The following is a 25,067-nucleotide window of genomic DNA, read 5'->3' on the forward strand; positions in this document are numbered from 1 at the left end:
TGCCTCCCTCAATGTCCGGTGATGCAGGCTGCCATGACGGAATCCTGATCTATGTTAGGTGACTTGAATTCCTCCTGCAGCGATCCGTCTCGCAGGACGAGAACGCGATCGCAGACGAGAGGAAGTTCCTCGATTTCGCTGGAAACGAAGATGACGCTGCGGCCTTCGGCGGCAAGCTGGCGAATGATCGCGTAGATCTGCGCCTTCGCTTCGACATCGACACCGCGCGTCGGCTCGTCCAGGAGAAGAACGCGGCTGTTTGCGTAAACCCAGCGGCCGATGACGACCTTCTGCTGATTGCCGCCGGAAAGCGTGCCAATCGGCGTATCGGTGCGCGCGGTCTTGATGTGAAGACGGTCGATGACCTTGCGCGTCGCTTCCGCCATCAAGCTCGACGACAGGATGCCGCCCTTTGTGACGCCGGAGAAATTCGTCGCGAGCGTGTTCTCGTCGACGCCAAGAAGCGGCACGATGCCCTCCTCCTTGCGGCTCTCCGGCGTATATCCGAAACCCTTTTTGACCATCTGCTTGTAGCCCGCGGAGCGAACCGACCGGCCGTCGACGAGAATATCGCCGTCGTCGAAGGAGCGTACTCCCATGATGGCCTGTAGCAGTTCCGTGCGCCCCGAGCCGAGCAAGCCTGCAATGCCGAGCACCTCGCCTTCGCGAAGCGAGAAGGAGATGGAGGAAAGTTTGGGTGCGAGCGCCAGGCTGTTGACCTCAAGCACCACCTTCGAACGGCTCTTGTCTTCAAGAGCAGCGTTCTGCGACGCTTCCGATCCAAGCATCAGCCGGACGATCTCACGAGTATCCGCACCCTTCACGTCGACGGTATCAATGATACGGCCATCACGCATGACGGTTGCCGAATGCGCGATTTGCCGGATCTCGTTCATCCTGTGGCTGACGTAGATGACCGCGATGCCCTCAGACGCAATGCGCGTCACGGCCGCCATCACTTTTTCCGCCTCCGCGGCGGCAAGCGAACTCGTTGGCTCATCGAGAATGACGATCTTCGGCTTGCCGACGAGAACGCGGGCGATCTCGAGAAGCTGCCGTTCGGCCGGGCTAAGACCCGCCACCAGACGATTCGGCGGCAGGTTGAGGCCGAGGCGCCCCATGGCCTCCGCAGCCTCTGCTTCCATCTTGTCGTATTGGATGACCCCGCCCTTGCGCGGCCACCGCCCGAGGAAGAGATTTTCGGCCAGCGTCATGCCCGGAACCAGGCTGAGCTCCTGATAGACGACGCGCACGCCCTTTTCGAAGGACTCCTGAGCGCGACCCGAACCGGAATGCGTCAGCGATTGACCGTCGATCTCGACGGTTCCGCTGTCTGGAATCTCCGCACCGGTCAGCATTCGGATGAGGGTAGACTTTCCCGCGCCGTTCTTGCCGAGTAGTGCCCTCACCTCACCGGCGGAGACTTCGAAGGTCGCGTTATCGAGTGCGAGCACACCCGGATATCTGCGCGTGCATCCTCTGAGCGACGCCACGACGCGCGAAGGAGCAGGATTGGTCATGGAAACTTGGGTCATCATCATCCCCTCGAAAGAAAGATGTCGCCGGGGTTCCGGCGACCTCTCCGTTCAAGCAGTTATGGTCGGGATCTCACGGAATACCGTCGGCGTGAGCCTTGAGCCAGGCCTTGCCGTCTTCAGACGACTTGTAGAGATCGATGTCGTAGGCAACCTTGATGCCTTCCGGCGGCTGGCCATCGATCGACTTGATCGCCTGAGCGAGCGCAAGCTTGCCAAGACCCTGGCCGGAAATGTCGACAACCGCCTTGATGACGCTGAAGTCCGCCAGTTCCTGCGCGATCTCGGTCGTCATGTCGCCGCCGAAGACAACGACCTTGTCGGCCTTACCCTGGCTCTTCACAGCACGCGCTGCGCCGAGCGTTGCACCACCGGCTTCGCCGAAGAAGGCATCGATATCGGGGTTGGAGGAAAGCATCGTGCTCGCTACGGAAACCGCCTTGTCGAGGATCGCGCCTTCCTGGTTGGCGACGATCTGGGCACCGGGAACCTTTGCCTTCAGAGCTTCCTCGAAGCCCTTGCGACGGGTAACGCAGACCTCGACGAATTCGCAGTTGAGAACCGCGATCTTCGGCGCATCCTTCTTTTCCGCGATGAAATATTCGGCCGCAGCGTCGCCGAGCTTATGACCGAAGTCATAGGGATCTCCGACAGCATAAGCGGAAATGTATTCCTTCATGTCGGCATCGTTGAGGCAGGTGTTGTAGCACACGACCGGAATGCCGGCGTCATGCGCGCGGCGAATAGCGCGGTAGGAACCGTCGGCCGAAACCGGCGAAACGATGATGGCCTGAACCCCTGCCGAGATCAGCGAGTCGATGAAGGACGATTCCTTGCTGACGTCGCCCTGGGCGTTCGTCTCGACGACGTCGAGCTTGCGACCCGCGTCGTTCGCGCCGGTCTGGATACCCTTGCGGACGCCGGCGTAAAAGCCCTGAGCGTCCATGTAGATCGCACCGACCTTGAGGTCCTTGTCCTGCGCAAAAGCCGGAACTGCGGCCGATGCAGCAAGAGCGGTAAGCGCCGCAAAGGCGGCATGTCTGATGAGGTTCACCTTTTCCTCCCAAAAAACTTGACCGTCGACGAAGACCGAGGCTCACCCGCCGTCCTCTCCACGACGGCCACACCATATTCCTCATCATACAAATGTCAATATAAATACGATTTATTTTTCGAGTATCAATCCGATGAGGCGCTTTCTCGGCCGAAATGCGGGCCTCCGACGGGTAGATCAGTTATAATAAATCGTATTTATTTGACCATTGGTACGCGGTTGACTAGACATGCGTAGCAGGGAATTTTGGTTGCAGTAGAATCGGGAGGACGCGGTGACGGTCGTGAAGACGGGACGCACTTTGACGGAAGATGGTGATCCCATCGCTGCGCGCGGAAAACGCAGCGTGCGTGAAGGACTTTTGCATCATCTCGTCGACAAGATCGTATCGGGCGAGATGGCCGAAGGTTCGACTTTGCCGAACGAGGCCGAGCTCACCGAACGTTTCGGCGTCAGCCGCACCAGCCTGCGTGAAGCGATGCAATACCTGTCCGCTCTTGGCCTGGTACGCTCGCGGACGCGGGCGGGAACAACCGTTCTGCCCCGCGAGAACTGGAATTATCTGGATCCGCTCGTACTCGATGCCCTCTTGTCGAACGGCGCCGATGAGAACTTCTACACATCGCTGATCGATGCCCGCCAACTGCTGGAGCCGGCGGCCGCTGCGCATGCCGCGGCCAATGCCACTGCGCGTCAGCTCTATCAGATCTCCAAGGCCTTCGAGGATATGGTCGAGGCGAACTCGCGCGACAACGAGGCCTGGAGCCGCGCCGACCTCGAGTTTCATACCGCGATCATCGATGCGAGCGGCAACTGGGTCTATCGCCAGTTCGCCAGCGCGATCCGCGCAGCGCTGCTAGCGAGCTTCCGGCTGACAAATCGCGCCAGCCAGTCCCACGAGCAGGCAATCCTCAAGCATCAGGATGTGCTGGAGGCCATTCGCATGCGCCGCCCCGATGCAGCCCGTCATGCCATGGAACAGTTGATCGGCGTAGCTCGCAGCGAAATCACGGATGCGCTGCGTAAAGCGCGTATCAGCTGAGTGTGATGTCGCGGAAAGATGTTGAATAACAATATTAAATTGTTGCGCTAAAGATTTCGCATATAGCTCTAAGCTTCACTGCATTCCATCTGTAGCTATAACCGAGATGAAGCGTCACTGCCGGTCGTTGGGCCGGTTTGACCCGGAGATGATCCCGCCGTCCTGATCGGGCGTCCCACCCGTCACCCAACCTTCCCCGCTGCCAAACTTCGAAATGTCTCCGCCGACAATGCGGTCCGTTATGTTTAGCGGTTCGGGATACCTCTGCTTGATCGTTGCCGGGACACCAACAGCCACGCAATCATCAGGCACATCCGTCAGGACGACGGCATTGGCGCCGATCACAACGTTGTTGCCGATACGGATATCTCCAAGGACCTTGGCGCCGGCGCCGATGTCGACATTGTCGCCGAGAACAGGAACGCCTGATTCGCCCACGCTTTTCAGGCCGACGACGACGCCGTTTCGAATGCGGCAATTGTCGCCGAAGCGCGCGTAGCCGCTGATGATAATGCCTCCGAAGTGGTCGATAATGAAATTGTGGCCGACCGTAGCCTCACAGGGCAGTTCTATGCCGGTCAGAATCTGGATGAGCTTGAAAAGCACCTTGTAGACGAGTGAAAAGGCCTTTCGCAGCAGAACGGGTCGCACGCCGTAGCGCCAGCGCCCAAAGCGATAGACCAGCATCACCCAGAATCCCTGGCACCACCACTGGCCTTCGTAGGCCCGCAGATCGGCGCGTATGTTCTCGAACATACCAATTCCTAGCGCGTCTATGGCTGGCGAACCGGATCCGGATGATCTTGAACGTTTTCGCGGGCGATACCTGCCTTATGAAGTCAGTGTTCGTCACGGCGTCAATACGCCGAGCGGAAGCTTCACTTCTCGCTTGACGGGCATGCTGCTCCTAAAGATGGCAGAGCTGACCGTTTCGTCCAGAATGCCATCGAAATTAATCTGCACACGTCATTACCCGACCAGCCATCTCGTCGCTGGCTCAGCTATCAATTCGCCGTCGAACCGAAGCCACGACGAGTGGAAGGGCGGCCGCCACCAGCGAGCCGAGCGGTAGCTTCTTGACGACCTGTGTCGCCACGAATGCAGATGCCATGCCGCCGGCGAGCTTCAGCCATGGATAATCGCCCAACTGGGCGTGGGCGCTCGCATTTGCCCATTCGGCACGCGACTTGACCGCGGTTTCCGCCTGTTGTGCGACGATTGAAAGCCGCGCCCGCAGATGCTCCAACTCTTCGCGAACGACCGCGATGTCCTCCTGCACATCGCTGGCCGTACGCCGCCTTCCATTTGTATAGACGGACTCCGACGGCAATTCCGCTTCCAGGGTACCGAGATGGGCCTGCAGCTCTTCTTCGGTATCGAAGCCACGCCCACCAGATGAGGTCTCAACCACCATATCGATGCACCCGTCTATCATCGCGTTGAAAGGTCACGTTCGGGTATTTCAACGCCTTGCCACGCGCATGACCAACGACACGACGAAAAGAACCAGAAAGATGAAGAACAGGACCTGGGCGATCGATGCCGAAGCCCCTGCGATACCGCCGAAGCCAAGGACGCCGGCGATCAGCGCGACAACCAAGAAGACAAGAGCATAGTACAGCATTTTGTGCCTCCGAATTTTGATAAGACCAGAACGAAAATGAAGGCGAATGGTTCCGGCCATGGAATCCGGAGCTGGCACTCGGCGTCCGTCCTCCACTGCACTAGATCCTCATTCGGAGACATCAGGCGAAGATCGAGCTGCTTGTTGATGGCGACCTCTCGGCTGAAGATCGCATGCGGCTGCTTGGGGACTATCGCTGCGACGTTCAGTTTGCATCAGGCAGTCTCGCAGACAGCTGCCGAAGGATACTCGCATTTTGACCTTCGTTGGCGCAGCCGATCCGTGACGACGACAGAAGAAATCTATCGACGTTTGCGCAGTGACTTCGACGTCGTCCGCTTCAGCGCGTACGGGCATGGAATTTTAAGCCTCCCGAGAGGCGGTGCGGCGCTCAAGCGATCGGCTGAGCGAAGCCATCGTCGGAAAGCCTCACCCTTTCAATCTGCGATGTCGATGCTGAACTTCTATATCAACCGTGCGGGCCGCCAGCGCACCGACGCGCAACGATCGCGATTGGAGAATGCCAAGAACGAACTGCGCGAGGACTTCGATCGCGATCCGAAATGAGAACCGGCGCAAAATATCGCCGTTCATCGGACCATGGTCCGACTTCCTTGATCAGGCTGGGGTCCTAACTACAACACTGTCCCCGAAGCAGAGGACAAGAAGAGGGGCTATAGCTTTTGTCGGGTAGTGCTGCTGAGCCCCTCTTCTGATCGGACCTGTGAATGGAAGGGGCACCTGCCCGGGCAAAATTCGATTTGCGGAGAACAACGATGACACAGCGTGAATTCATCAACGAGCATGACCATCGGTCCTCCACGGATCTCTTTCGTGCTGCGAAAATCGCCTTCGCCGCGCATGCCGGACAAACAGACAAGGCGGGCGAGCCCTATTTCGCACACTGCAAGCGCGTGGCGGACGCTCTCACCGAGAACGATCAGCGCATCGTCGCGTTTCTTCATGATGTCGTGGAAAAAGGTTCCGGTTGGAGCTTGGATCGTCTTGAGCACGAGGGCTTCAGCTCAGCGATCGTCGCGGCCGTCGATGCTCTCACCATGCGCCCTGGGGAAGATGACGATGATTTCGTCGTCCGCGCAGCGACGAACAGGCTGGCACGGCCCGTGAAGGTAGCGGACCTCGAGGACAATCTCGAGCAGGCGGAAAGAGCCGTCGAAGACCCTTCCAAGTTTCAAAGAGGTCTCAAGATCGTGGCAAAGATCCGCGCCGGCAGACATTGATCTGATAGGATCAGATCACGTTCAGATCGGCGGTGTGCAAGAGCGGCGCGGACCATCGAAAGGCTGATACGTATTGTCTTCAGGGCGATAGGATTGATAACGATCCGCGCACCATGCGTCAGCGTCAACACCGGTCGCCATCGGAGCGCTGTCGCTGGCCGCTGTCGCGTCCGAGATTTCCTGTGGCTGGTAGGGCGACCTGCATGACCGGGTGACGCCGCTGAAACTCAAGTACTGATTGGTGGCCGGATCGTAGGTGCGGTAACGCTGCGAACACCAGCCCACATGTTCGGTCGAAAGCCCCGCAGTTGCATTTGCCTGCGGGATCGAAGCCGGCGCCAAGTGGCGCGCGACCACAGCCGTTTTGACTGCTTTTGGCGGGGCGGTGACATAGCTGGACAGAGCCGGCGGCAGGCGCTCGTAGTCCTGTTTGCTTCGATCAATCCTGACAGGCTCAGTCGTCCAGAGATCGGAGACAGAAAGGCTCGCTAAGCTGTGCGGCTGAGAGCTCATGACTGCCGAAGCAATCGAGGCAGCAGCCGTACAGACGCCGACGGAACTCGCAATGCCAAACGCCAGTGAAACGACCGCTTTCATGGCTGGGCATCCTGATGCTCGACCTGCACGAACACTCTACCGTGCTCGGGTTGCAGCGTGTGTGCGTTCGCCAGCAAACCTACGATGATCGCAGCCATCGCAAAGGCGATCGCGACGACGGGCACGGCCGAACCGCCGCGTTTCTGCTCCTGGTAAAGCATTGCGTCTCTCCAAAAGAGTATGAAGACTGGGGCTGGAAAGCGGACGCGGCATCTGCCGCGCCCGTGCCGGATCAGTTGATGACCTGGATGACCTTGCGAGACGAAGGTTCGACGATGACGCGTTCATCGTTCACGATTGCATAGGCATATTTTGGATTTTCCGGAACCGGCGTCACAATGACGGTCTGGGGAAGCGGCTGACCGATGACGACCTTTTCCTTCACCACGACGCGCGCCTGTGGAGCCGGCGCTTCACGAACATAGGTGACAACCTTCTGCGGCGGCGGATCGATTACCGTACCGACGATCGCACCCGTAACGCCACCCACTGCCGCGCCCACCGGGCCTCCAACGATCGCGCCGGTGACCGCGCCACCGGCGGCACCATTGACTGTCGACGACTGTGCGAATGCCGCGCCCGAGATAAGGGTCGCGGCAGTGGCCGCGCCTACGATAAGCATGTAACGCATCTTTTCCTCCTTCGTTTCCTCACGGCCTTCCTGACCGCTGCCAAAACAACGGCCGGAAATCTTGCCGGTTCCGGCAATCGGACCTCAGTCCGGGGTGCCCCGGACCAAAGTCCGAGACAAGGAACGTCGCGGTCACCGCATTCGTTTTGTTGAGGAAATTCTGATGGAGCTTAGGTCATGAGCAGCAAGAAGGCATCCGATACTATTCCATTTGCGTTGAATGCTTCCGTTCTCGCCCTCGTCATTCTGTTGGCAGGTATGCTCTATCTCCTCGGCGTTGCCATGTCGGGCGACACAAAGCAATTGAGCGAAAGCATCCGCGGAGCCATTGTCATCGATACGCGCGATCTTTGAAGCGCGAAGGCGCAAAACGGCGTGAGCGATCTTCTTATCCCGGCTTGGGCTTCAGCACTACGCAGCCCCCAAAAGCAGACAAGCCGCGCACCCAACCCGTGTTTATGCAAGAGTGGGGGTCGCAAAAAGGCGCATGCGCGCCAGACCCACGCTTACTGAAATCACTATCCCGCAGTAGAACTGTCTCGAGTTTTTGGTCTATCGAGCCGGCCCATCTTCCATCCTTCTCCCCGGTCGCCTGATGGGAGGAGGTGCTATGCTGCACAAACCCGGGCGCTACGGCGGGAATTGACCGGAATTCTCCCTTTACAGGAAATCATCCCGCCGCGGCGTGAAGGTGTCGATCAGCAGTCCCTTCTCGACGGCAACGACTCCATGCACCAGATTGGGGGCGACGATGAAGCTGGAGCCGGCGTCGAGGCGGGTTGTCACACCATCGACGGTGACGTCGAATGCGCCCTCGGCGACGTAGCTCACCTGCGTATGCGGATGCGAGTGAGGCGCGCCGATCGCGCCGGGCTCAAAACTGAAGGCGACGAGCATCATTTCCGGACGGTGCGAGAGAACGGCGCGGCGGTTGCCGGGCGCGACTTCGGTCCAGGTGATGTCATCGGGAAGCGTGTAGTGATCGGCCATCATAATCTCCTATCGGGCAAGCCAGCCGCCATCGACCGGCAGCACCGTGCCATGAACATAATCGGAAGCGCGCGACGCCAGATAGACCGCCGTGCCCACCATATCCTCGGCCTTGGCCCAGCGGGCGGCCGGGATGCGTTTGAGGATATCGGCGCTGCGCTCCGCATCGGCGCGAAGCGCCTCTGTGTTGTTGGTTTCGACATAGCCGGGCGCGATGGCGTTCACATTGATGCCCTTCGACGCCCACTCGTTCGCCATCAGCCTTGTGATCCCGGCAAGCCCGCTCTTCGAGGCCGTATAGGACGGAATGCGGATGCCGCCCTGGAAGGAGAGTAGCGAGGCGATGTTGATGATCTTTGCCGGCGCTTGGCGCGCGACCGCGGCCTTCGCGAAGGCCTGGCAGAGGAAGAAGACGGATTTCAGGTTGGTGTCGAGCACCGCGTCCCAATCCTCCTCCGTGAATTCCAGCGCGTCGGCGCGGCGGATGATACCGGCATTGTTGACGAGGATATCGGGCGAGGCGCCGGCGGCAAGGGCGCGTTCGACAACGGCCTTCGCCTCCCCGGTATCGGACAGGTCCGCCTTGAGCGATACGAACCGGCGCCCCGTCGATGTGACCGCATCAGCTGTGCCGTCCATCGCCGAGCGGCCGACGCCGACAATGTCGGCGCCCGCTTCAGCCAAGCCAACCGCGATGGCCTGGCCGATGCCGGTATTGGCGCCGGTGATGATGGCCCAGCGGCCGGTGAGATCGAAAAGGCTCATCGCAGGTCTTCCATCGGCACCTTGTCCATGTCGGTGAAGCTCATGTTATCGCCAGCCATCGCCCAGATGAAGGCGTAACGGCCGGTTCCGGCGCCGGAATGGATCGACCATCCGGGCGACAGCACCGCATCATGGTTCTTCAGCACGACATGCCGCGTTTCGCTGGGTTCGCCCATGAAATGGAAGATGCGCGTCTGCTCCTGCATGCCGAAGTAGAGATAGACCTCCATGCGCCGATCATGAAGATGCGCCGGCATGGTGTTCCAGACCGAACCCGGTTCGAACATCGTCAGCCCCACCAGCAATTGGCAGCTGTCGCAGACATCGGGGTGGACGTATTGATTGATGGTGCGGGCGTTGGATTCTTCCGCCGAGCCCACGACCACCTTCCTGGCCATCTCACGGGTGATGTGCACTGTTGGGCAGGTCCGATGCGCTGGCGCGCTGAGCAGATAGAAGAGCGCAGGCGCAGCTGGATCCTTGCTGGAGAAGCTCAAAGCCCCCTCGCCCATTCCGATATAGAGCGCTTCCTGGAAGCCGAGTTCGTAAACCTTGCCCCCTACGCTGACGGTGCCCGCGCCGCCGATATTGACGATGGCGGCCTCACGCCGGTCGAGAAAGCGCTCCGTGCCGGTCTGGGCGATGGCGGCGATCTCGATAGGCTTGCTGTCCGGCACCACGCCGCCGACAATCATGCGATCAAGGTGGCTGTAGGTGAGATTGGCCTCGCCCGGGCGAAACAGCTGCTCGATCACGAAGGCGTCGCGCAGGCCCTGCGTGTCGCGCCTTGCGGCATCCTCAGGTCCGACGACCTGGCGTACTGATACTGAAATGGTCACGGGCTATGCCCCTTCTGTCTGTTGGGTGGGATCAGGTGAGCACGACGTATTCGGTCAACTGGTTGATCGTCGTGTCCGCCTTGTCGACATCGAACACCTTGGTGCCGTGGCTCATGATCACGAAGCGGTCGCAGACCTGATAGGCGTGGTAGATGTTGTGGGTCACAAGCACGCTCGAGACGTTCTCCGCCTTGAGCTTCAGCACCTGGTTCAAGAGTGCTTCGGTCTCGCGCACCGAGAGCGCCGAGGTCGGCTCGTCGAGAAGCAGAACGCGCTTCTTGAAATAGACCGCGCGGGCGATGGCGACCGCCTGCTTTTGGCCGCCAGAGAGATTGCCGACCAGCGTATCGGGGCTATCGATGCCGGAGATATGGACGGCGTTCTGCAACACCTCCATGGCGATCTCGCGCATTTCGCGCTGGCGCAGGAAGCCGAAGCGATCAGTGAGTTCGCGGCCCATGAAGATGTTGCGCGTGATCGAAAGCGAATCCACCAGCGCCGTATGCTGGTAGATGGTTTCGATACCGGCATCGGCGGAGTCAGAGCGGCAGGTAAACGCCGTCTTTTTGCCGTCGACGCTGAGATAGCCGTCCGTCGGCTTGTGAATGCCCGAGATCAGGTTGACCGTGGTCGACTTGCCAGCGCCGTTGTCGCCGAGCAGCCCCACCACTTCGCCTTCGCCGATGTGGAAGCTCAGATTGCGCAGTGCGGTCAGCGCGCCGAAGCTTTTCGAGATGTTGTGCAGTTCAAGAAGATTGGGGGCCGACATCACGCAAGACCTCGCCGCTCGATAAGATGGTTGAAGATGGCGGCCAGCACGATCAGCGTCGCGATGAACATGTCGAGATAGAAGCCTGGCGCGCGCAGCAGAAGCAGCACGTCGGTAATGGTGTGGATCAGGAGCACACCGAGGAATATGCCGACGATGGAGCCCCGGCCACCGCGCAGCGACAGTCCGCCGATCACGCAGGCGGCGATCGCCTGCAGTTCCAGTCCGGCACCCTGCCCCGGCTGCACGCTGCCGACGCGGGCCGTGGCAATGATACCGGCCACTGCCGCCATGCCGCCCGCGATCGCGAAGGCCACCAGCTTGACGCGGTTGGTGTTGATACCGATCGCTTCCGCAGCACCGCGATTGCCGCCGGTGGCAAACACATGGTTGCCGAAGCGGTGACGGTGGACGAGGTAATGGAAGCCGACGACGAAAAGCACGATCCAGATGAAGGCGGCGTTGATGCCGAGCAGCGTGCCGGAAAACAGGCTGGTGAAGATCGGTTCGGGATCGAAGCGCACCTGGACGGCACCGTTATAGAGCAGCACGGCGCCGCGCCAGAACAACAGGCCGCCCAGCGTCACGATGAACGACGGCAGCCCGAAGCGCAGCGTGATGTGGCCGTTCAAGAGTCCGATCATGATGCCGGCCAAGACGCCGAGGGGTGCCGCTATGAAGGCGCTCATTCCGGCGCCGACGAGGCTCGCCATCAGGATAGCGGTGAATGTGTAGACGGAGCCGATGGAGAGGTCGAACTCGCCCGCGATCATCAGCACGCCGGCGCCGAGCGCCAAGCAGCCGAGCACGGGGATCGCCTTCATCAGGATCGTCAGGTTCTGCGGCGAGAGGTAGCGGAACTGATCGGGATAGAGCAAGGCGCCTGCGATGCAGACGATCTGCAGCGTCATGAAGACGAGGAAGATCGCGCCTGCCGGCATCGCCATGATCTGCCGGATAATCGGTTGTTTCTGCGTCCGCGACCGGGGCGCGGCACTTGTCTCAAGAATTGGTGTCACGGTCTGGTACTCGATCGATTGGAGACGGAGAACCTGCCGGCATCGCCGGCAGGCTCCCACGAAGCGCGGTTTAGCGGAAGCTGCCGATCAGCGGCTTGACCGAGCTGATGCGCGACTTGTCGAGGAAGGCGCCCTGGCCGGTATCGACATCAGTCGGCGTCAGCCCATACTTCTTCGAGAGCGCGATCTGGGCGATCGGGTAATAGCCCTGAAGGTAGGGCTGCTGGTCCATGGTCGCGAACATCGCACCGGACTCCACCGCGTTGACGATCTCGACCGCGAGGTCGAAGCCGCCGAACGGGACCTTCACGCCCGCATCCTTGATGGCGCCTGCGCCGACGGTCGAGGTGACCGAACCGGTGCCGAACACGGCCTTGACGTTGGGGTTAGCGATCAGGAACTGCGCCATGATGTTCTGCGCCTCGGCCGGATCAAGCCCGGCGCGAACCGTCTCGACCTTGATGCCGTTTTCCTTCATCGCCTTTTCGATGCCGCCGCCGCGCGCGACCGCGAAGCTCGCTTCGGGGATTTCGCGAGGATTGAAGACGACGTCGCCGGACTTCAGGCCGAACTCCTTGATCATCCGATTGCCGAGCTCATAGCCGGAGGCAAACTCGTTCATGCCGACATAAGCCTGGCGGCAATTGCCCTTGGCGCCTTCCAGATCGTCATTGTTGAAGCCAATGACGACGATGCCGGCCTTCACGGCCGCGCAGATGCTCTCATCGAAGGCATCCGACGAGGAAATGGAAACCGCGATGCCATCAACGCCGGCTGCCGTCGCGCTCTCAATCAGGTCGTTCTGGCGAACCGGATCATTATTGGCATATTGCACGTCGAGATCGACGCCGAACTGTGCCGCCGCATCCTTGGCGCCTTTCACCACGGGATTGAAGAACTGGACACTCGGATCGAGATAGATGATCATCGTTGCCTTGACGTCGGCGGCCAATGCCGTAGATGTCATCATCGTGGCGATACCCGCGGCGAGTGCTGCGGTTTTCAACCTGGTCAATTTCATTTGCGTATCCTCCCTTTGGATGTGCAATACGGGTCGAAAGACCCAAGTCTCGGCTGGCGGGCTCCGACCAAAGATCACGCCGGCCGAGATTTTCCTCCGAGACGTCCCGCCTTCTCCCAAAAGCGGAAACGTCCTATCCCTTTAATTCCCTGAAGCGCGTCGCGATCTTTCAGATTCGCTCATGCGCTTCAGCTTCTTGTTTCGTCGCATGTCTTTGTCCCGAAACCGGTAACCACTTTCGGGAGACATGCTTTAGCCGAACCACGGCGCCGGTCGCCCGAACGTCACGTGTACGCCCTTGAACTGGGAATATTCATCAAAGCCATAGCGGCCGAGTTCGCGGCCGAGGCCGCTTTTCTTGTAGCCGCCGATCGGCAGCTCCGGCGTGCCGTCGATGACGCTGTTGATCCAGCAGCGGCCGGCGCGAATGCGGCGGATGCTCTGCATGGCGTTTTCGAGATTGGTGGACCAGACCGAGGCGGAAAGACCGAACTCGCTGGCATTGGCGAGCGCGACGGCTTCGTCCGCGGTCTTGAAGGTCAAGGTCGAAAGCACCGGTCCGAAGATCTCCTCGCGAGCGATCGACATCTCGGGCTTCACGCCGGCAAACACGGTCGGCGCGTAATAGATACCCTTGTCCTTGCCGACGCGTTCGCCGCCGAGCAGCAGCTCCGCACCCGACGCGATGCCAGCCTCCACGTAGGAATGGACCTTGCCGACATGGGCTTCCGAGATCAACGCGCCGATCTTTGTGCGATCGTTCAGCGGATCGCCGAAGGTCACCTTGCGCGAGATATCGAGCAGGCGCTCCATCAATGCGTCGCGGATGCCTTCCTGAACCAGGAGCCGGCTACCTGATATGCAGCACTGCCCACCATTGTGATAGACGCCGTAGGCGATACCATCGGCGGCCGCCTCGAGGTCGGCGTCGGCGAAGACGATCTGCGGCCCCTTGCCGCCGAGCTCCAGCCCGACACGCTTGACGCTGCGCGCGGCGATCTCGCCAAGCTTTGTGCCAACGCGCACCGAACCGGTGAAGGCCACCATATCGACGCCTGGATCTTCGGCAAGCACCTGGCCGGCCGGATCACCGTAGCCGGTGACGACGTTGAAGACGCCATCGGGAATGCCGGCCTCACGCGCTAGTTCCGCCATGCGGATCGATGTTCCCGAGGTGAACTCGGACGGCTTGAGGACGACGGTGCAGCCGGCGCCGATCGCCCACGGCACGCGTTCGGAAGCGATGATGAACGGGAAATTCCACGGCGTGATGATGCCGACGACGCCGACGGCTTCGCGCAGCACCAGACCGAGGCGATCGTCGCCGATATTGTTGTGAGCCTGGCCTTCCAGCGCACGCGCCTGACCGGCGGCATAGGACCAGAGGTCGGCACAGAAGCCGATTTCGCCGCGCGCTTGGGCGATAGGCTTGCCGACCTCGAGGCTTTCGGCTAGTGCGAGCTCTTCCTGATGCTTAAGGATCAGGTCCGCCACCTTGAACATCAGACGCGAGCGCTCCGCACCCGACATGCGCGGCCACGGGCCGGTGTCGAAGGCACGGCGGGCGGCGGCAACGGCCAAACGTACATCATCGGCCGAAGCTTCCGGCCAGGTGCCGACGACGACGCCCGCGTGACCGGGGCTGACGCGGTCAATCGTGCGACCGGATGCGGCATCCACCGACTTGCCATCGACAAGCATCTGGTAGCGGGATTTAATGTTCAGCCGCGGATCACTGGAATCAGGCGCAATGAAATTGGACAGCACGTTTCCCTTAAAGCCGACACATCGTGCCGGCCCTCCCTTTTTACCCGGTTTCAGACCACCGGATTTATGTTGCGTTTGAATTGTATGGTACTGTATGGTGGTTTAAATTGGATGTCAACGCATGACGGCGACGAAAGACATGAACCTCGAATCCTTGAAGATTGAGACCGGCGAAACCGCCGCGGCCCAGGTGGAACGTGACCTGCGGGAAGCGATTATCAAGCTGGAACTAGCGCCGGGCACGCGGTTGTCGGAACAGGAAATCGCGACGCGCATGGGCGTATCGCGTCAGCCGGTGCGAGAGGCGCTCATAGCGCTCGGGAAGTCGAAGCTTGTCGACGTACGACCGAACAGGGGCACCGTGGTCGTCCGGATCTCGGCACGACAGATGATGGAGGCGCGCTTCGTCCGCGAGGCGCTCGAAACCGCCGTTGCCCGTCGCGCCAGCGATAGCTTCGACACGTGGACACGACGGCGGATCGACACCATTCTCGCCCGGCAGAGAGGCGCCATGGAAGCCCACGACCACAATGCATTCCGGCGAGAGGACGAGCAGTTTCATATCGCGATCGCGGAAGGCGCCGGCTGCAGCCTCGCCTGGAATGCAATCGCCGACATTAAGGCGCATATGGACCGCGTCTGCAATCTGCAGCTTCGCCACCCCGATTCGATGATGCGGCTGATCGCCGAACACGAGGCGATCATCACGGCCATCGATGGACGCGATGCCGACGCCGCCGCCGGCGCCATGCGCGCGCATCTCAACGGCATCCTCTCGGATCTGCCGCAGATCGAGGCGGATCATCCGGATCTGTTCGAATGAGGCTGACGCAATCGCTCTTCGCGATCCTGCGGCATATGGCCGGAGAGTAGATTTTTCGGCCAATCACGCGGAAGCCAATCGGCATCTCCCAATATAGAGTGCCCAGATAAGACGAGGTCGCTCGCCAAATGAGCGACTTGATCCTCCGGTCATTTCCAGGTGGCGGGAGACCGTGATGTGGTCAGCCAAGTGACAAGCGCTTCGAAGACGCAGCCGCGGGAAATACCGACCAGACCGCTCCGAGTGCGTCTGCCATCATCCCGATCCGATTGAATCAGCGCGGAAACAGTGAAATTTACCGTAACGTAACTTCACGTGTTTTTTCGCATCCGGCAGACTGCCCGCCAATCCGATTACTTGTCCGAGCGAACCGCTCGCGGTGGAGGAAGCGATTGTGACGGCACGTGATGATGTTCTCGATCTGGGCAAGCGCATCGGTCAGTCGATCATCGGTCAGGAGACCATGGTTCAACGTCTGCTGCTCGGCCTCTTGGCCAACGGCCATTTGCTCGTCGAGGGACTGCCCGGCCTTGCAAAAACGAGGGCGATCAAGAGCATGGCAAAAAACCTCGATTCCGAGCTGTCGCGTGTCCAGTTCACGCCCGACTTGTTACCTGCCGACATCACCGGCTCCGAAGTCTATTTTTCGGAAGGCGGCAAGGGCGAGTTCAAATTCCAGCAGGGTCCGATCTTCGCCAACCTGATCCTGGCCGACGAAATCAACCGCGCGCCCGCCAAGGTGCAGTCCGCGCTCTTGGAGGCAATGGAGGAACGCCAGGTGACCGTCGGGGGGCAAAGCTATCCGCTTCCCGACCTCTTCATGGTGATGGCGACGCAAAACCCGATCGAACAGGAGGGCACCTATCCCTTGCCGGAGGCACAGCTGGATCGGTTCCTCATGCACGTCGAAGTCGGCTATCCCGATGAGAAATCGGAGGCCTCGATCATGCGCCTCAACCGGGGCGAGGAAACCGCAGCTCACGACGAGAACAAGCATACTGACATCAAGCGGCTCGACCCACAGTCGATCTTCGATGCACGCAAGGAGATCGGTTTCGTGACCGTCTCCGAGCCCGTCGAAAAATATATCGTTTCCCTCGTGATCGCCACACGCTACCCGGATCGCTACGACAAGGAGCTTGCCAAGCAATTGCAGGTCGGCGTCAGCCCACGCGGAACCATTGGCCTGGACAAAGTCTCTCGCGCCTACGCATGGCTACAAGGGCGTGACTACGTGACGCCTGACGACGTCAAGGCGATCGTCAACGACGTTTTCCGACATCGGCTCGTCTTGTCTTATGAGGCTCATGCCTCGAATACGACGGCCGACCATGTCATCGATCGGATTACCGAACTGGTGGCTGTCTCATGAACGGAGAAGGCGATCGCTCAACCGGGGTTCATGTAACGACGCAGCAACTCGTCGCGCTCGAGAGCCGCGCGCGAGACCTGACATTCGTCCAGAAAGCCCGCAGTCACCAGCAGCTTGCGGGGCGAATGCAATCGGCGATGCGGGGCCGCGGCCTCGTTTTCGAGGAACTGCGCGAATACCTGCCCGGAGACGATGTGCGGTCGATCGACTGGCGTGTTACGGCGCGAACCAGCAAACCGGTCGTCAGGGTCTACAGCGAGGAGAAGGAGCGACCTGCCATTCTCGTCGTCGATCAACGCATCAATATGTTCTTCGGAAGCCGTCTCGCCATGAAATCGGTCGCGGCTGCCGAAGCTGCGATGCTGACCGCGTGGCGAATTCTGGGCTCCGGTGATCGCGTCGGCGGCTTTGTGTTCAACGATCGGAACGTAAGCGAGGTAAAGCCGCATCGCAGCCGGAATGCGGTGATCGCCTTCGCCGACCGCATCGCGACCATGAATGGGGGATTGGATGCGACTTATGCGGCTCCCCAGTCGCCTGTTGCCCTTGATGACGTGCTTCACCGGGTGGCGGAAATCGCCCATCATGACTTCCTCGTGGTCGTCGTCAGCGATTTCGATGGTCACGGCGAAACGACGCGGCAGCTGCTGCTTCAGCTCTCGTCCCGAAACGACGTCGTATGTCTTCTCATCTACGATCCCTTCCTGCTCGAGTTGCCCTCCTCCGGCGAGATTGTCGTCAGCGGCGGCACGCTGCAAGCGGAACTGCCGCTAGGCCAGCCGGCCGTGCGCCGATCTATCGACAAGTTCGCCGAGGACCGCGGCGACGAACTCAGGGCCTGGCAGCGCCAACTCGGATTGCCAATGCTTCCGGTTTCCGCCGCAGAGGAAGTCGCTCCTCAATTGCGGAGCCTGCTGGAGCAATCTGCCTGGCGGCAACGGAGGCGATGATGGAGCAGGAAGCCCGACCCGATCCGATCACCGAGGCTGCCCTTCGCTCTCTCAAGGACATCGCGGTCCCCCAACCCGTTTCCTGGATACCGCAAACCTGGGGGTGGATGGCCCTGGCACTGATCCTGCTGGCAGCAATTCTGCTGTGGGCTCTCGTGCTTTACAGACGCTGGCGCCGCAACGCCTATCGTCGCGAAGCGCTGCGACTTCTCGACGAGATCGCGGATGATTTCCGACGCCAGCAAACCCGCGACGGCGCAGGCGCACGCCTTGGAGAGTTGCTCAAGCGCACAGCTCTCGCAGCCTGGCCACGCAAGACAATTGCGGCGATGTCGGGCACCGATTGGATCGATTTTCTGAGCGCCAACCAAGGCAGCGACATCGGCGAGTCTCTGAAAAGTTATCTGAACGATCTGGAGTATCGAAGCGGCGCGACACCGAGTGCTGACGCTACGAATGATCTCCTGCGTGATGCGCGGCGCTGGATTGAGAGGCACCATGTATCAGCTTGATATGCCATGGGCGCTGATGCTTTTTCCGCTTCCCTTGCTGATCTGGTGGCTCGTTCCTCCGCATCGTGAAACCTCGGCCTCTATCCGGCTACCGTTTTTCAACCAGGTCGCCCGCGCGGCCGGTGTCGAGCCGACGGAGGGTTCGGTCGTGCCGAAACGGTCTTGGCCGCAGACATTCGCCGATGTTCTGGCATGGTGCCTCATCGTCATCGCATTGGCGCGTCCGCAATATGTCGAACCGCCATTGGAGAAGACAGAGCCGCAACGCGATATCCTTCTGGCTCTGGACCTGTCGCAGTCGATGGATACGCGCGACTTCGCGGCACCCGACGGAACATCCAAGCCACGCGTTGATGCTGTCCGGACTGTTGTCGCGGACTTCGTCACGAAACGGCCGGGCGATCGCGTCGGGCTGATTGCATTCGGCGACGCGCCCTATCCGCTGGCACCGTTCACGATGGATCATGCTCTCGTTCAAACGTTGGTGGAGGGCCTTCTTCCGGGCATCGCGGGGCCCCGTACGGCACTCGGCGACTCCCTGGGTCTTGGCATCCGAATGTTCGAAAAGACCACGGTTCCCGAAAAGGTGATGATCCTGCTGACGGATGGCAACGACACCGCAAGCAAAATGCCGCCTCTCAAGGCCGCTGATGTCGCCAAGACCAAGGGGATCGTCATCCACGCGGTCGGCATTGGCGACCCTGCTGCAACAGGCGAAGACAAGCTCGACACCGCATCTCTCCAGAAGATCGCAGTGAGTACCGGCGGGCGTTACTTCTTCGGCGGCGACCAGAAGCAGTTGCAGGATATCTACAACGAACTCGACCGCATCACGCCCCAGGATCAGAAACAGCTTTCCTGGCGTCCCCGCATAGAACTCTTTTATTGGCCGCTCGGCGCAGCAGTCGTCGTTATGGCGGCATGGTATGGGCTAACCGCGATCTTGGGTCTGGTCCGCAGGAGGGCTGCGGCATGATCTCGGATTTTCATTGTCTGCGGCCATTCTGGCTTGTCGCCCTTCTCATCCCTCCCTTCATTCTATGGATGGCATCGCGCGCGGGCGACTTTCGCAGCCGCTGGAAGGGCTTGATCGCACCGCACCTGCTCGACAGCCTGATCGTCCAGCCCGATCGTCGGCATCGCTACGCGCCCGCCTGGGTTCTGTCCGCCCTGCTGACGCTCGCAATACTCGGCGCCGCCGGGCCGACCTGGAAACGCGAGGCTCCGCCATTCGTTGCGGATACGGCATCCCTCGTTATCGCGGTCGATCTTTCACCGACGATGGATGCGATCGACATTCCACCCAGCCGCATCGAGCGGGTCAAGCTGAAGATCCATGATCTGCTCGCGGCCCGGACCGGTGCGCGCACCGCCGTGGTCGCGTACTCGGGAACAGCCCACCTCGTCGTGCCACTCACCGACGACATCGAACTGATCGAGACCTATACCGATGCCCTGGCGACCGGCATCATGCCGAAACCAGGCAGAGACACGGCAGCCGCGCTCAAGCTGGCGGACGACCTGCTGAAACGCGATGGAACGTCAGGCACCATCGCTCTGCTTACGGATGGCGTTGAACCGGCTGCGTTCGCAGGCGCCAAGGAGATTGGCAGCGCCATCGTCGTTCTTGGCGTCGGCACATCGCAAGGCGGCGCTGTCAAACAGCGCGACGGCAGTTTTCTGAGCGCCGCCGGAGGCGCTCGCCTCACCGCAAAGCTCGATGTCGACGCTCTCAAGAAATTCGGCAGCGACACCGGCGCCGATGTCGCGACCATCACCCCTGACGACACCGACGTCCGATGGCTGGCGCAACGCGTCCGCACGAATTTCGCCCAGCAAACAGCGACTGAGGGCGATCGCTGGCATGATCTCGGGTGGTGGTTCATCGCTCCTGTGGCTTTGTTGTCCGCCCTGTCGTTCAGACGCGGTTGGCTTGTCAGGCTTTCGGCCGGCCTGCTTGCCATTCATCTCCTGTCGCCAACATCGGCATCCGCTTTCGATCTCGCGAACATGTGGCTGACGCCGGACCAACAAGGTCGCCGAGCCTACCAGCAGGGCGACTACCCGACTGCTGCCGACCACTTTCAAGATCCCATGTGGAAAGGCGCAGCACTCTACCGTGCCGCCCGCTACCAGGATTCAATCGACGCCTTCGCGTCCATCGACACGCCGGAAAGCTGGTACAATCAGGGAAACGCGCTCCTGCATTTGAACAAGTTCGAGGAGGCGGTTGCCGCCTATGGCAAGGCGCTGACGATGCGAAAGGACTGGCCCGACGCCGTGGCGAACCTGGCTGTCGCTCAACAACTCCTGAAGCAGGAAAAGGACGCGGAGCAGGAGCAAGAACAAGACCCGAACCAGAAACCTGACAGTGTCCAGTTCGACGACAAGGGGAATAAGGGCAAGGCGGGCGAGACTGCGGTCGCCGAGCAGACCTCCGAAATGTGGGTGAAGAACATCCAGGTCAGCCCTGCCGACCTCATGGCCAGAAAATTCTCGATCGAGGCGGGAGGTTCGAAGCCTTGAAGAAGCTCATTCTCGCCATTCTGCTTGTTCTAGTGCCCTCGGTTGCCCTCGGTGCCGAACCGTTTGCGCGTGCCACAGTAGAAGCAGGCAACGGGATTGTTCCTGGCCAGCAAGTCCGTGTCGATATCGACGTGTACGTTCCGGACTTCTTCACATCGCCTCCGCATTTCCCCCTTTTCGATCTTCCAAATGCGCTCGTAACGCTGCCTGCGGGGCGCTCGGAGAACCTGACGGAGACCGTCGATGGCGTTCGATACACCGGCATCCGCAAGACCTACGCAGTCGTCCCTCAGGTCTCTGGCACCTTTACAATGCCGCAATTCGGCGTCGAGCTCGGCCACTCCTCGGAAGGCGTGCCGACGAAGGCAACGGTGACTATACCCCCGGTGTCGTTCACAGTCGGAGGGTCGAGTGAAAAGCAACAGCAAGTCGCCTTCGCGGCAACCGATCTGACGGTCGAGGAGGCGTTCGATCGTGACGCCCGATCCATGAAGGTCGGTGATGCGCTCACCCGAACGATAACGATCACCGCGGGTAATACCCAGGCGATGATGATCCCGCCACTCGACCCCGGAACCGTGCCCGGCCTCAACAGGTACGAGAATGCACCCGCGATCCAGGATGGCATCGCTGTCGGACGCGACACCGCCAGTCGCCGGACCGAGACCTACGTCTATACCGCCGACAAGGAGGGATCGTTCGTAATCCCTGCCATTTCATACACATGGTTTGACGTATCGAGCCACGGGAGCAAATCGGCGTCTTTGCCGGCGATGACGGTCAACGTGGCCGCCGCAACCGCGGCGTCGGTCGCAATCAAACCTGTGCTCGAGGAGGCGCCGCGCCCGCTTCCACATGTCAACCGGCAGCGGATCGCCATTCTCATCCTGGCGCTTCTCGCCCTTGCCGCGCTCGCGTGGATTGGCCGTAAGGCCTTTCCTGTGCTCCGAAATCGCCTGCGATTGGCCAAGGAAAGATACCATTCCTCTCACGGTTATCGTCTCAAACTTCTACGACATACAATCGCGACCGGCAGCGAAATGGAGATCTACGCGCACCTTGCCGAATGGAGCCGAAATCTTGGCTACCGTACGCTCGGGGATTGGCTGCGCGAGGCGCCCAATGAACTGAGGTCGCAGATCGACATACTCTCCGCCAAGCTTTTCAAATCCGCCGGCGGGACCATCGACCGAACGAAATTGGCGACCACCGTCGATTTCGAGAAGGCCGCCACGGCCATCGTCGAAAACGTGCTGCCGCCCTTGAATCCATGATCGTTCGAAGCCTCCTATAACCGCGAATTGGCTCGCGATCACAGATTTACCCTCGTTTTTACCGTAACGTACTTCCGCAGACGCCATGATGCGTGCCTTCTCTCCCGGCATCGTTTCAATCGAGGAGACTACCAGATGGACAGCACACAGAATGGTAGACCGGATGCCGAATTGACATCTGTCAGCCGCCGCAACCTTCTACTCGGCGGAAGTTCCCTTGCTCTCACAGCTATCGCGGCAGCCTCCGCGAGTAGCGGCGCGAGTGCGCAACAAGCCGCGCAGACGCAGACTTTGCCTTCATCAGGCAAGAAGCCCAACATTCTCGTCATCTTTGGCGACGACATCGGCATACCGCAGATTAGCGCATACACCATGGGCCTGATGGGCTACCGCACGCCCAATATCGATCGCATCGCCAAGGAAGGCGCGATCTTCACGGATTCCTACGGCCAGAACAGCTGCACCGCGGGTCGGGCGTCCTTCATCCTGGGGCAGGAGCCGTTCCGCACCGGTCTCCTGACGATCGGCATGCCCGGCGATCCGCACGGCATTCAGGATTGGATGCCGACGATTGCCGACGTGCTGAAAACCCAAGGCTATGCAACAGGGCAGTTCGGCAAAAACCATCTTGGCGATCAGGACCAGCATCTGCCGACCAAGCATGGTTTCGACGAGTTCTTCGGCAACCTCTACCATCTCAATGCCGAGGAAGAGCCCGAGGGATATTTCTACCCGAAGGATCCGTCCTTCCGCAGGCAGTTCGGCCCCCGTGGGGTGATCAAGTCAAGTGCGGACGGGAAGATCGAAGACACCGGCGCGTTGAATACCAAGCGTATGGAGACGATCGACGAGGAATTCCTGGCCGCGGCCAAGAACTTCATCGATCGACAGGCGAAGGCTGAAAAGCCCTTCTTCTGCTGGTTCAACTCGACGCGTATGCACGTATTCACGCATCTGAAGCCTGACTCGCTTGGCAAGACCGGCAAGGGCATCCATGCCGACGGCATGGTGGAACATGACGGGCACGTCGGCCAGTTGCTGGACCAGTTGGATCAGCTTGGCATCGCGGACGATACCATCGTCCTCTACACCACTGACAACGGTGCCGAGCTCGCGCTGTGGCCTGATGGCGCGCAGACAATGTTCCACGGCGAGAAGGGGACGACATGGGAGGGCGGCTTCCGCATTCCGATGATGGTTCGCTGGCCGGGCGTCGTGAAACCCGGAACGGAAGTCAACGACATCGTGACACTCATGGACTGGATGCCGACATTCGCCACCGCCGCCGGCATATCCGACGTCAAAGAGCAGATGAAGGCAGGTTTCAAATCCGGGACGAAGGAGTTCAAGGTCCATCTGGACGGCTACGACTTGTCGCCTCTTTTGAAGAGTGAAGTGGAAACCGGCCCCCGCGACGCGGTCTATTATTTCGACCAGGGCGGCAATCTCAATGCAATTCGCTGGAACGATTGGAAGCTTGCCTTCGCAGTTAACAGCGAAGGCAACATCGCTACCGCGACACGCGAGGTGCCGAGTTGGGCAAATATCTTCAATCTGAGAATGGACCCCTACGAACGAGGGCTCAAGGAAGGTGGCGGTGCGATGGAATTCCTCGCCCGTAACATGTGGCTCCTGGTTCCCGTGCAGGCAAAGATCAAGGACTTCTTCTCTGATTTCGACCAGTTCCCCTATCAGGAAGGCAGCACGCTGAACGCCAGCAACATCAATTACGGCCTGCTCCGCCAACAAGCGGCTCTGAAACGACTGAACGAACTCGAGCGGCTTGCGCCGCAGTAATACGCGGCGGGGAGCTCAAGGGGCTCCCCGCTTCCGCTTTGTGGGTCAAAACGGATGAAGGCGTCCCAACACGACGGAGGTGCGCTCTAGCTTGGTATGCTGCCAGTACACGACCGCCAATCACACAACAAACAAAATGCCTCACCGTTCTTTGATTGGCGACGGTTACACGCCGGCGATAACTTTGCCATGAAATTGCAACGAGCTACTCGGCTGTTGCCAATCGCTGCCAAGCGGCAGGTCTCGAGGAGAGTAACGATGCGCATCTATCTCAAGACGATCCTGTCCTCGCTTGCTTTAGCTGCCATAGTCGGAGTGAGCGCGCCGCACGATGCCAATGCCGCTGACAGGATCCGCGTTCACGGCACGGTCGAAAATCTCGATGGCGACACCTTGAAGATCAAGGATTCGGATGGTCGAGACATCGTCGTAAAAATCGCGTCCGGCCTGAAAGTACTCGGTGTCAAAAATGCGTCCGCGGCCGACATCAAGGCTGGCGACTTCGTTGGGATCGGTTCGCAGCCGGCCGCGGGCGGCATCAACAGCGCGGTGCAGGTGGTGATCTTTCCGGCTTCCATGAAGGGTACCGGCGAAGGCGATCGGCCTTGGAACGTCAGGCCGAACGGCTCAATGACAAACGCGGCGGTGGCCAATGCCGTCAAGGACGTCAACGGTCAAACGGTAACGCTGGCCTATAAGGGCGGCGAACGGAAAGTCAGCATTCCTGACGGAACGAAAATAGTGGCGCTTACCCCAGCCACCCGGGAGGATCTAAAGCCGGGCGCTGCGGTATCGGCGCAGGGCGTCGACAGCGGTGATCAAACGCTGGCGGCCGATCGCTTGGCGGTCGGACTTGACGGCGCAACACCTCCGATGTGACCTTTCACGTCACCGATTGAACACAGTCGTTCATCAGGCC

At 60.3% G+C, this 25,067-nt stretch carries 27 protein-coding genes and 1 pseudogene; 13 read left to right on the plus strand and 15 right to left on the minus strand.

Annotated elements, in window-relative coordinates:
• Window positions 1-8 precede the first annotated feature (8 nt).
• Entirely contained in the window at window positions 9-1,535 is a 1,527-nt protein-coding gene (locus FZ934_RS22690; RefSeq protein WP_153273120.1) for a sugar ABC transporter ATP-binding protein, read from the minus strand.
• Between the two features lie 73 nt (window positions 1,536-1,608).
• Window positions 1,609-2,589: a substrate-binding domain-containing protein gene (locus FZ934_RS22695; protein ID WP_153273121.1), complete on the minus strand. Its 981-nt coding sequence runs from the start codon at window positions 2,587-2,589 to the stop codon at window positions 1,609-1,611.
• A 274-nt stretch (window positions 2,590-2,863) separates the two neighbouring features.
• On the opposite strand from FZ934_RS22695, the gene FZ934_RS22700 reads away from it, so the two are divergent.
• Window positions 2,864-3,631 carry a FadR/GntR family transcriptional regulator gene (locus FZ934_RS22700; RefSeq protein ID WP_113358900.1) on the plus strand — a complete coding sequence of 256 codons (768 nt, stop codon included), beginning with the start codon at window positions 2,864-2,866 and terminating at the stop codon, window positions 3,629-3,631.
• 261 nt (window positions 3,632-3,892) lie between these two features.
• Here FZ934_RS22700 and FZ934_RS22705 read toward each other — a convergent pair.
• The 3 genes and pseudogenes from FZ934_RS22705 to FZ934_RS22715 all read right to left on the minus strand — a co-directional run.
• A pseudogene (locus FZ934_RS22705) lies at window positions 3,893-4,387 on the minus strand (serine O-acetyltransferase); the annotation flags it as partial.
• A 241-nt stretch (window positions 4,388-4,628) separates the two neighbouring features.
• Window positions 4,629-5,045 carry a hypothetical protein gene (locus FZ934_RS22710; RefSeq protein WP_153273123.1) on the minus strand — a complete coding sequence of 139 codons (417 nt, stop codon included), beginning with the start codon at window positions 5,043-5,045 and terminating at the stop codon, window positions 4,629-4,631.
• 48 nt (window positions 5,046-5,093) lie between these two features.
• Window positions 5,094-5,255, minus strand: coding sequence for a DUF1328 domain-containing protein (locus tag FZ934_RS22715; RefSeq protein WP_153273124.1), 162 nt, complete (start codon window positions 5,253-5,255; stop codon window positions 5,094-5,096).
• Window positions 5,256-5,537: 282 nt separating this feature from the next.
• Here FZ934_RS22715 and FZ934_RS22720 point away from each other — a divergent pair, with 282 nt between their 5' ends.
• Together FZ934_RS22720 and FZ934_RS22725 are read left to right on the plus strand one after the other, a co-directional pair.
• On the plus strand, window positions 5,538-5,822 hold the full coding sequence (locus tag FZ934_RS22720) for a DUF3175 domain-containing protein (RefSeq protein ID WP_246738024.1): 285 nt from the start codon (window positions 5,538-5,540) through the stop codon (window positions 5,820-5,822).
• A gap of 209 nt (window positions 5,823-6,031) precedes the next feature.
• Window positions 6,032-6,496 (plus strand): HD domain-containing protein, encoded by a 465-nt coding sequence (locus FZ934_RS22725; protein ID WP_153273125.1) that lies wholly within the window; start codon window positions 6,032-6,034, stop codon window positions 6,494-6,496.
• A gap of 21 nt (window positions 6,497-6,517) precedes the next feature.
• Here FZ934_RS22725 and FZ934_RS22730 read toward each other — a convergent pair whose 3' ends face one another.
• The 3 genes from FZ934_RS22730 to FZ934_RS22740 form a co-directional block, all read right to left on the minus strand.
• Window positions 6,518-7,093, minus strand: coding sequence for a BA14K family protein (locus FZ934_RS22730; protein ID WP_153273126.1), 576 nt, complete (start codon window positions 7,091-7,093; stop codon window positions 6,518-6,520).
• Window positions 7,090-7,254, minus strand: a complete 165-nt coding sequence (locus FZ934_RS22735; protein WP_153273127.1) for a hypothetical protein — start codon at window positions 7,252-7,254, stop codon at window positions 7,090-7,092. The genes FZ934_RS22730 and FZ934_RS22735 overlap by 4 nt, the downstream gene beginning before the upstream one ends.
• A gap of 71 nt (window positions 7,255-7,325) precedes the next feature.
• Window positions 7,326-7,724 carry a DUF1236 domain-containing protein gene (locus tag FZ934_RS22740; RefSeq protein WP_153273128.1) on the minus strand — a complete coding sequence of 133 codons (399 nt, stop codon included), beginning with the start codon at window positions 7,722-7,724 and terminating at the stop codon, window positions 7,326-7,328.
• A gap of 177 nt (window positions 7,725-7,901) precedes the next feature.
• Between FZ934_RS22740 and FZ934_RS27900 the strand changes: the two genes are divergently transcribed.
• The gene (locus tag FZ934_RS27900; RefSeq protein ID WP_194273874.1) at window positions 7,902-8,078 is read left to right on the plus strand and encodes a hypothetical protein; all 177 of its coding nucleotides are present in this window, start codon (window positions 7,902-7,904) and stop codon (window positions 8,076-8,078) included.
• A gap of 306 nt (window positions 8,079-8,384) precedes the next feature.
• Here FZ934_RS27900 and FZ934_RS22745 read toward each other — a convergent pair whose 3' ends face one another.
• The 7 genes from FZ934_RS22745 to FZ934_RS22775 all read right to left on the minus strand — a co-directional run bounded on the left by FZ934_RS22745 (window position 8,385) and on the right by FZ934_RS22775 (window position 14,894).
• The gene (locus FZ934_RS22745) at window positions 8,385-8,717 is read right to left on the minus strand and encodes a cupin domain-containing protein (RefSeq protein WP_112533968.1); all 333 of its coding nucleotides are present in this window, start codon (window positions 8,715-8,717) and stop codon (window positions 8,385-8,387) included.
• 6 nt (window positions 8,718-8,723) lie between these two features.
• The gene (gene kduD / locus FZ934_RS22750; protein ID WP_153273129.1) at window positions 8,724-9,479 is read right to left on the minus strand and encodes a 2-dehydro-3-deoxy-D-gluconate 5-dehydrogenase KduD; all 756 of its coding nucleotides are present in this window, start codon (window positions 9,477-9,479) and stop codon (window positions 8,724-8,726) included.
• On the minus strand, window positions 9,476-10,318 hold the full coding sequence (kduI, locus tag FZ934_RS22755; protein ID WP_153273130.1) for a 5-dehydro-4-deoxy-D-glucuronate isomerase: 843 nt from the start codon (window positions 10,316-10,318) through the stop codon (window positions 9,476-9,478). The genes kduD and kduI overlap by 4 nt, the downstream gene beginning before the upstream one ends.
• A gap of 31 nt (window positions 10,319-10,349) precedes the next feature.
• The gene (locus tag FZ934_RS22760; RefSeq protein WP_016554332.1) at window positions 10,350-11,087 is read right to left on the minus strand and encodes an ATP-binding cassette domain-containing protein; all 738 of its coding nucleotides are present in this window, start codon (window positions 11,085-11,087) and stop codon (window positions 10,350-10,352) included.
• A complete protein-coding gene (locus FZ934_RS22765) occupies window positions 11,087-12,106 on the minus strand; it encodes an ABC transporter permease (protein WP_194273875.1) in 1,020 nt (339 codons plus the stop codon). Before FZ934_RS22765 ends, FZ934_RS22760 begins: the two co-directional genes overlap by 1 nt.
• Window positions 12,107-12,176: 70 nt before the next feature.
• On the minus strand, window positions 12,177-13,127 hold the full coding sequence (locus FZ934_RS22770) for a sugar ABC transporter substrate-binding protein (RefSeq protein ID WP_153273132.1): 951 nt from the start codon (window positions 13,125-13,127) through the stop codon (window positions 12,177-12,179).
• A gap of 252 nt (window positions 13,128-13,379) precedes the next feature.
• A complete protein-coding gene (locus tag FZ934_RS22775; RefSeq protein ID WP_153273133.1) occupies window positions 13,380-14,894 on the minus strand; it encodes an aldehyde dehydrogenase family protein in 1,515 nt (504 codons plus the stop codon).
• 121 nt (window positions 14,895-15,015) lie between these two features.
• Between FZ934_RS22775 and FZ934_RS22780 the strand changes: the two genes are divergently transcribed.
• The 9 genes from FZ934_RS22780 to FZ934_RS22820 all read left to right on the plus strand — a co-directional run bounded on the left by FZ934_RS22780 (window position 15,016) and on the right by FZ934_RS22820 (window position 25,027).
• Window positions 15,016-15,717, plus strand: coding sequence for a GntR family transcriptional regulator (locus FZ934_RS22780; RefSeq protein WP_194273876.1), 702 nt, complete (start codon window positions 15,016-15,018; stop codon window positions 15,715-15,717).
• A 394-nt stretch (window positions 15,718-16,111) separates the two neighbouring features.
• Window positions 16,112-17,089 carry an AAA family ATPase gene (locus tag FZ934_RS22785; protein WP_153273134.1) on the plus strand — a complete coding sequence of 326 codons (978 nt, stop codon included), beginning with the start codon at window positions 16,112-16,114 and terminating at the stop codon, window positions 17,087-17,089.
• On the plus strand, window positions 17,086-18,039 hold the full coding sequence (locus FZ934_RS22790) for a DUF58 domain-containing protein (RefSeq protein ID WP_153273135.1): 954 nt from the start codon (window positions 17,086-17,088) through the stop codon (window positions 18,037-18,039). The genes FZ934_RS22785 and FZ934_RS22790 overlap by 4 nt, the downstream gene beginning before the upstream one ends.
• A complete protein-coding gene (locus FZ934_RS22795) occupies window positions 18,039-18,551 on the plus strand; it encodes a DUF4381 domain-containing protein (RefSeq protein ID WP_153273999.1) in 513 nt (170 codons plus the stop codon). The genes FZ934_RS22790 and FZ934_RS22795 overlap by 1 nt, the downstream gene beginning before the upstream one ends.
• A complete protein-coding gene (locus FZ934_RS22800) occupies window positions 18,538-19,527 on the plus strand; it encodes a vWA domain-containing protein (RefSeq protein ID WP_153273136.1) in 990 nt (329 codons plus the stop codon). Before FZ934_RS22795 ends, FZ934_RS22800 begins: the two co-directional genes overlap by 14 nt.
• Window positions 19,524-21,077 (plus strand): vWA domain-containing protein, encoded by a 1,554-nt coding sequence (locus tag FZ934_RS22805; protein ID WP_153273137.1) that lies wholly within the window; start codon window positions 19,524-19,526, stop codon window positions 21,075-21,077. Before FZ934_RS22800 ends, FZ934_RS22805 begins: the two co-directional genes overlap by 4 nt.
• The gene (locus FZ934_RS22810; RefSeq protein WP_153273138.1) at window positions 21,074-22,351 is read left to right on the plus strand and encodes a BatD family protein; all 1,278 of its coding nucleotides are present in this window, start codon (window positions 21,074-21,076) and stop codon (window positions 22,349-22,351) included. The genes FZ934_RS22805 and FZ934_RS22810 overlap by 4 nt, the downstream gene beginning before the upstream one ends.
• A gap of 135 nt (window positions 22,352-22,486) precedes the next feature.
• The gene (locus tag FZ934_RS22815) at window positions 22,487-24,148 is read left to right on the plus strand and encodes an arylsulfatase (RefSeq protein WP_153273139.1); all 1,662 of its coding nucleotides are present in this window, start codon (window positions 22,487-22,489) and stop codon (window positions 24,146-24,148) included.
• Window positions 24,149-24,406: 258 nt separating this feature from the next.
• A complete protein-coding gene (locus tag FZ934_RS22820; protein WP_153273140.1) occupies window positions 24,407-25,027 on the plus strand; it encodes a hypothetical protein in 621 nt (206 codons plus the stop codon).
• The last annotated feature ends 40 nt before the right edge of the window (window positions 25,028-25,067 follow it).

This window comes from Rhizobium grahamii (assembly GCF_009498215.1).
Lineage (GTDB): Bacteria > Pseudomonadota > Alphaproteobacteria > Rhizobiales > Rhizobiaceae > Rhizobium > Rhizobium grahamii_A.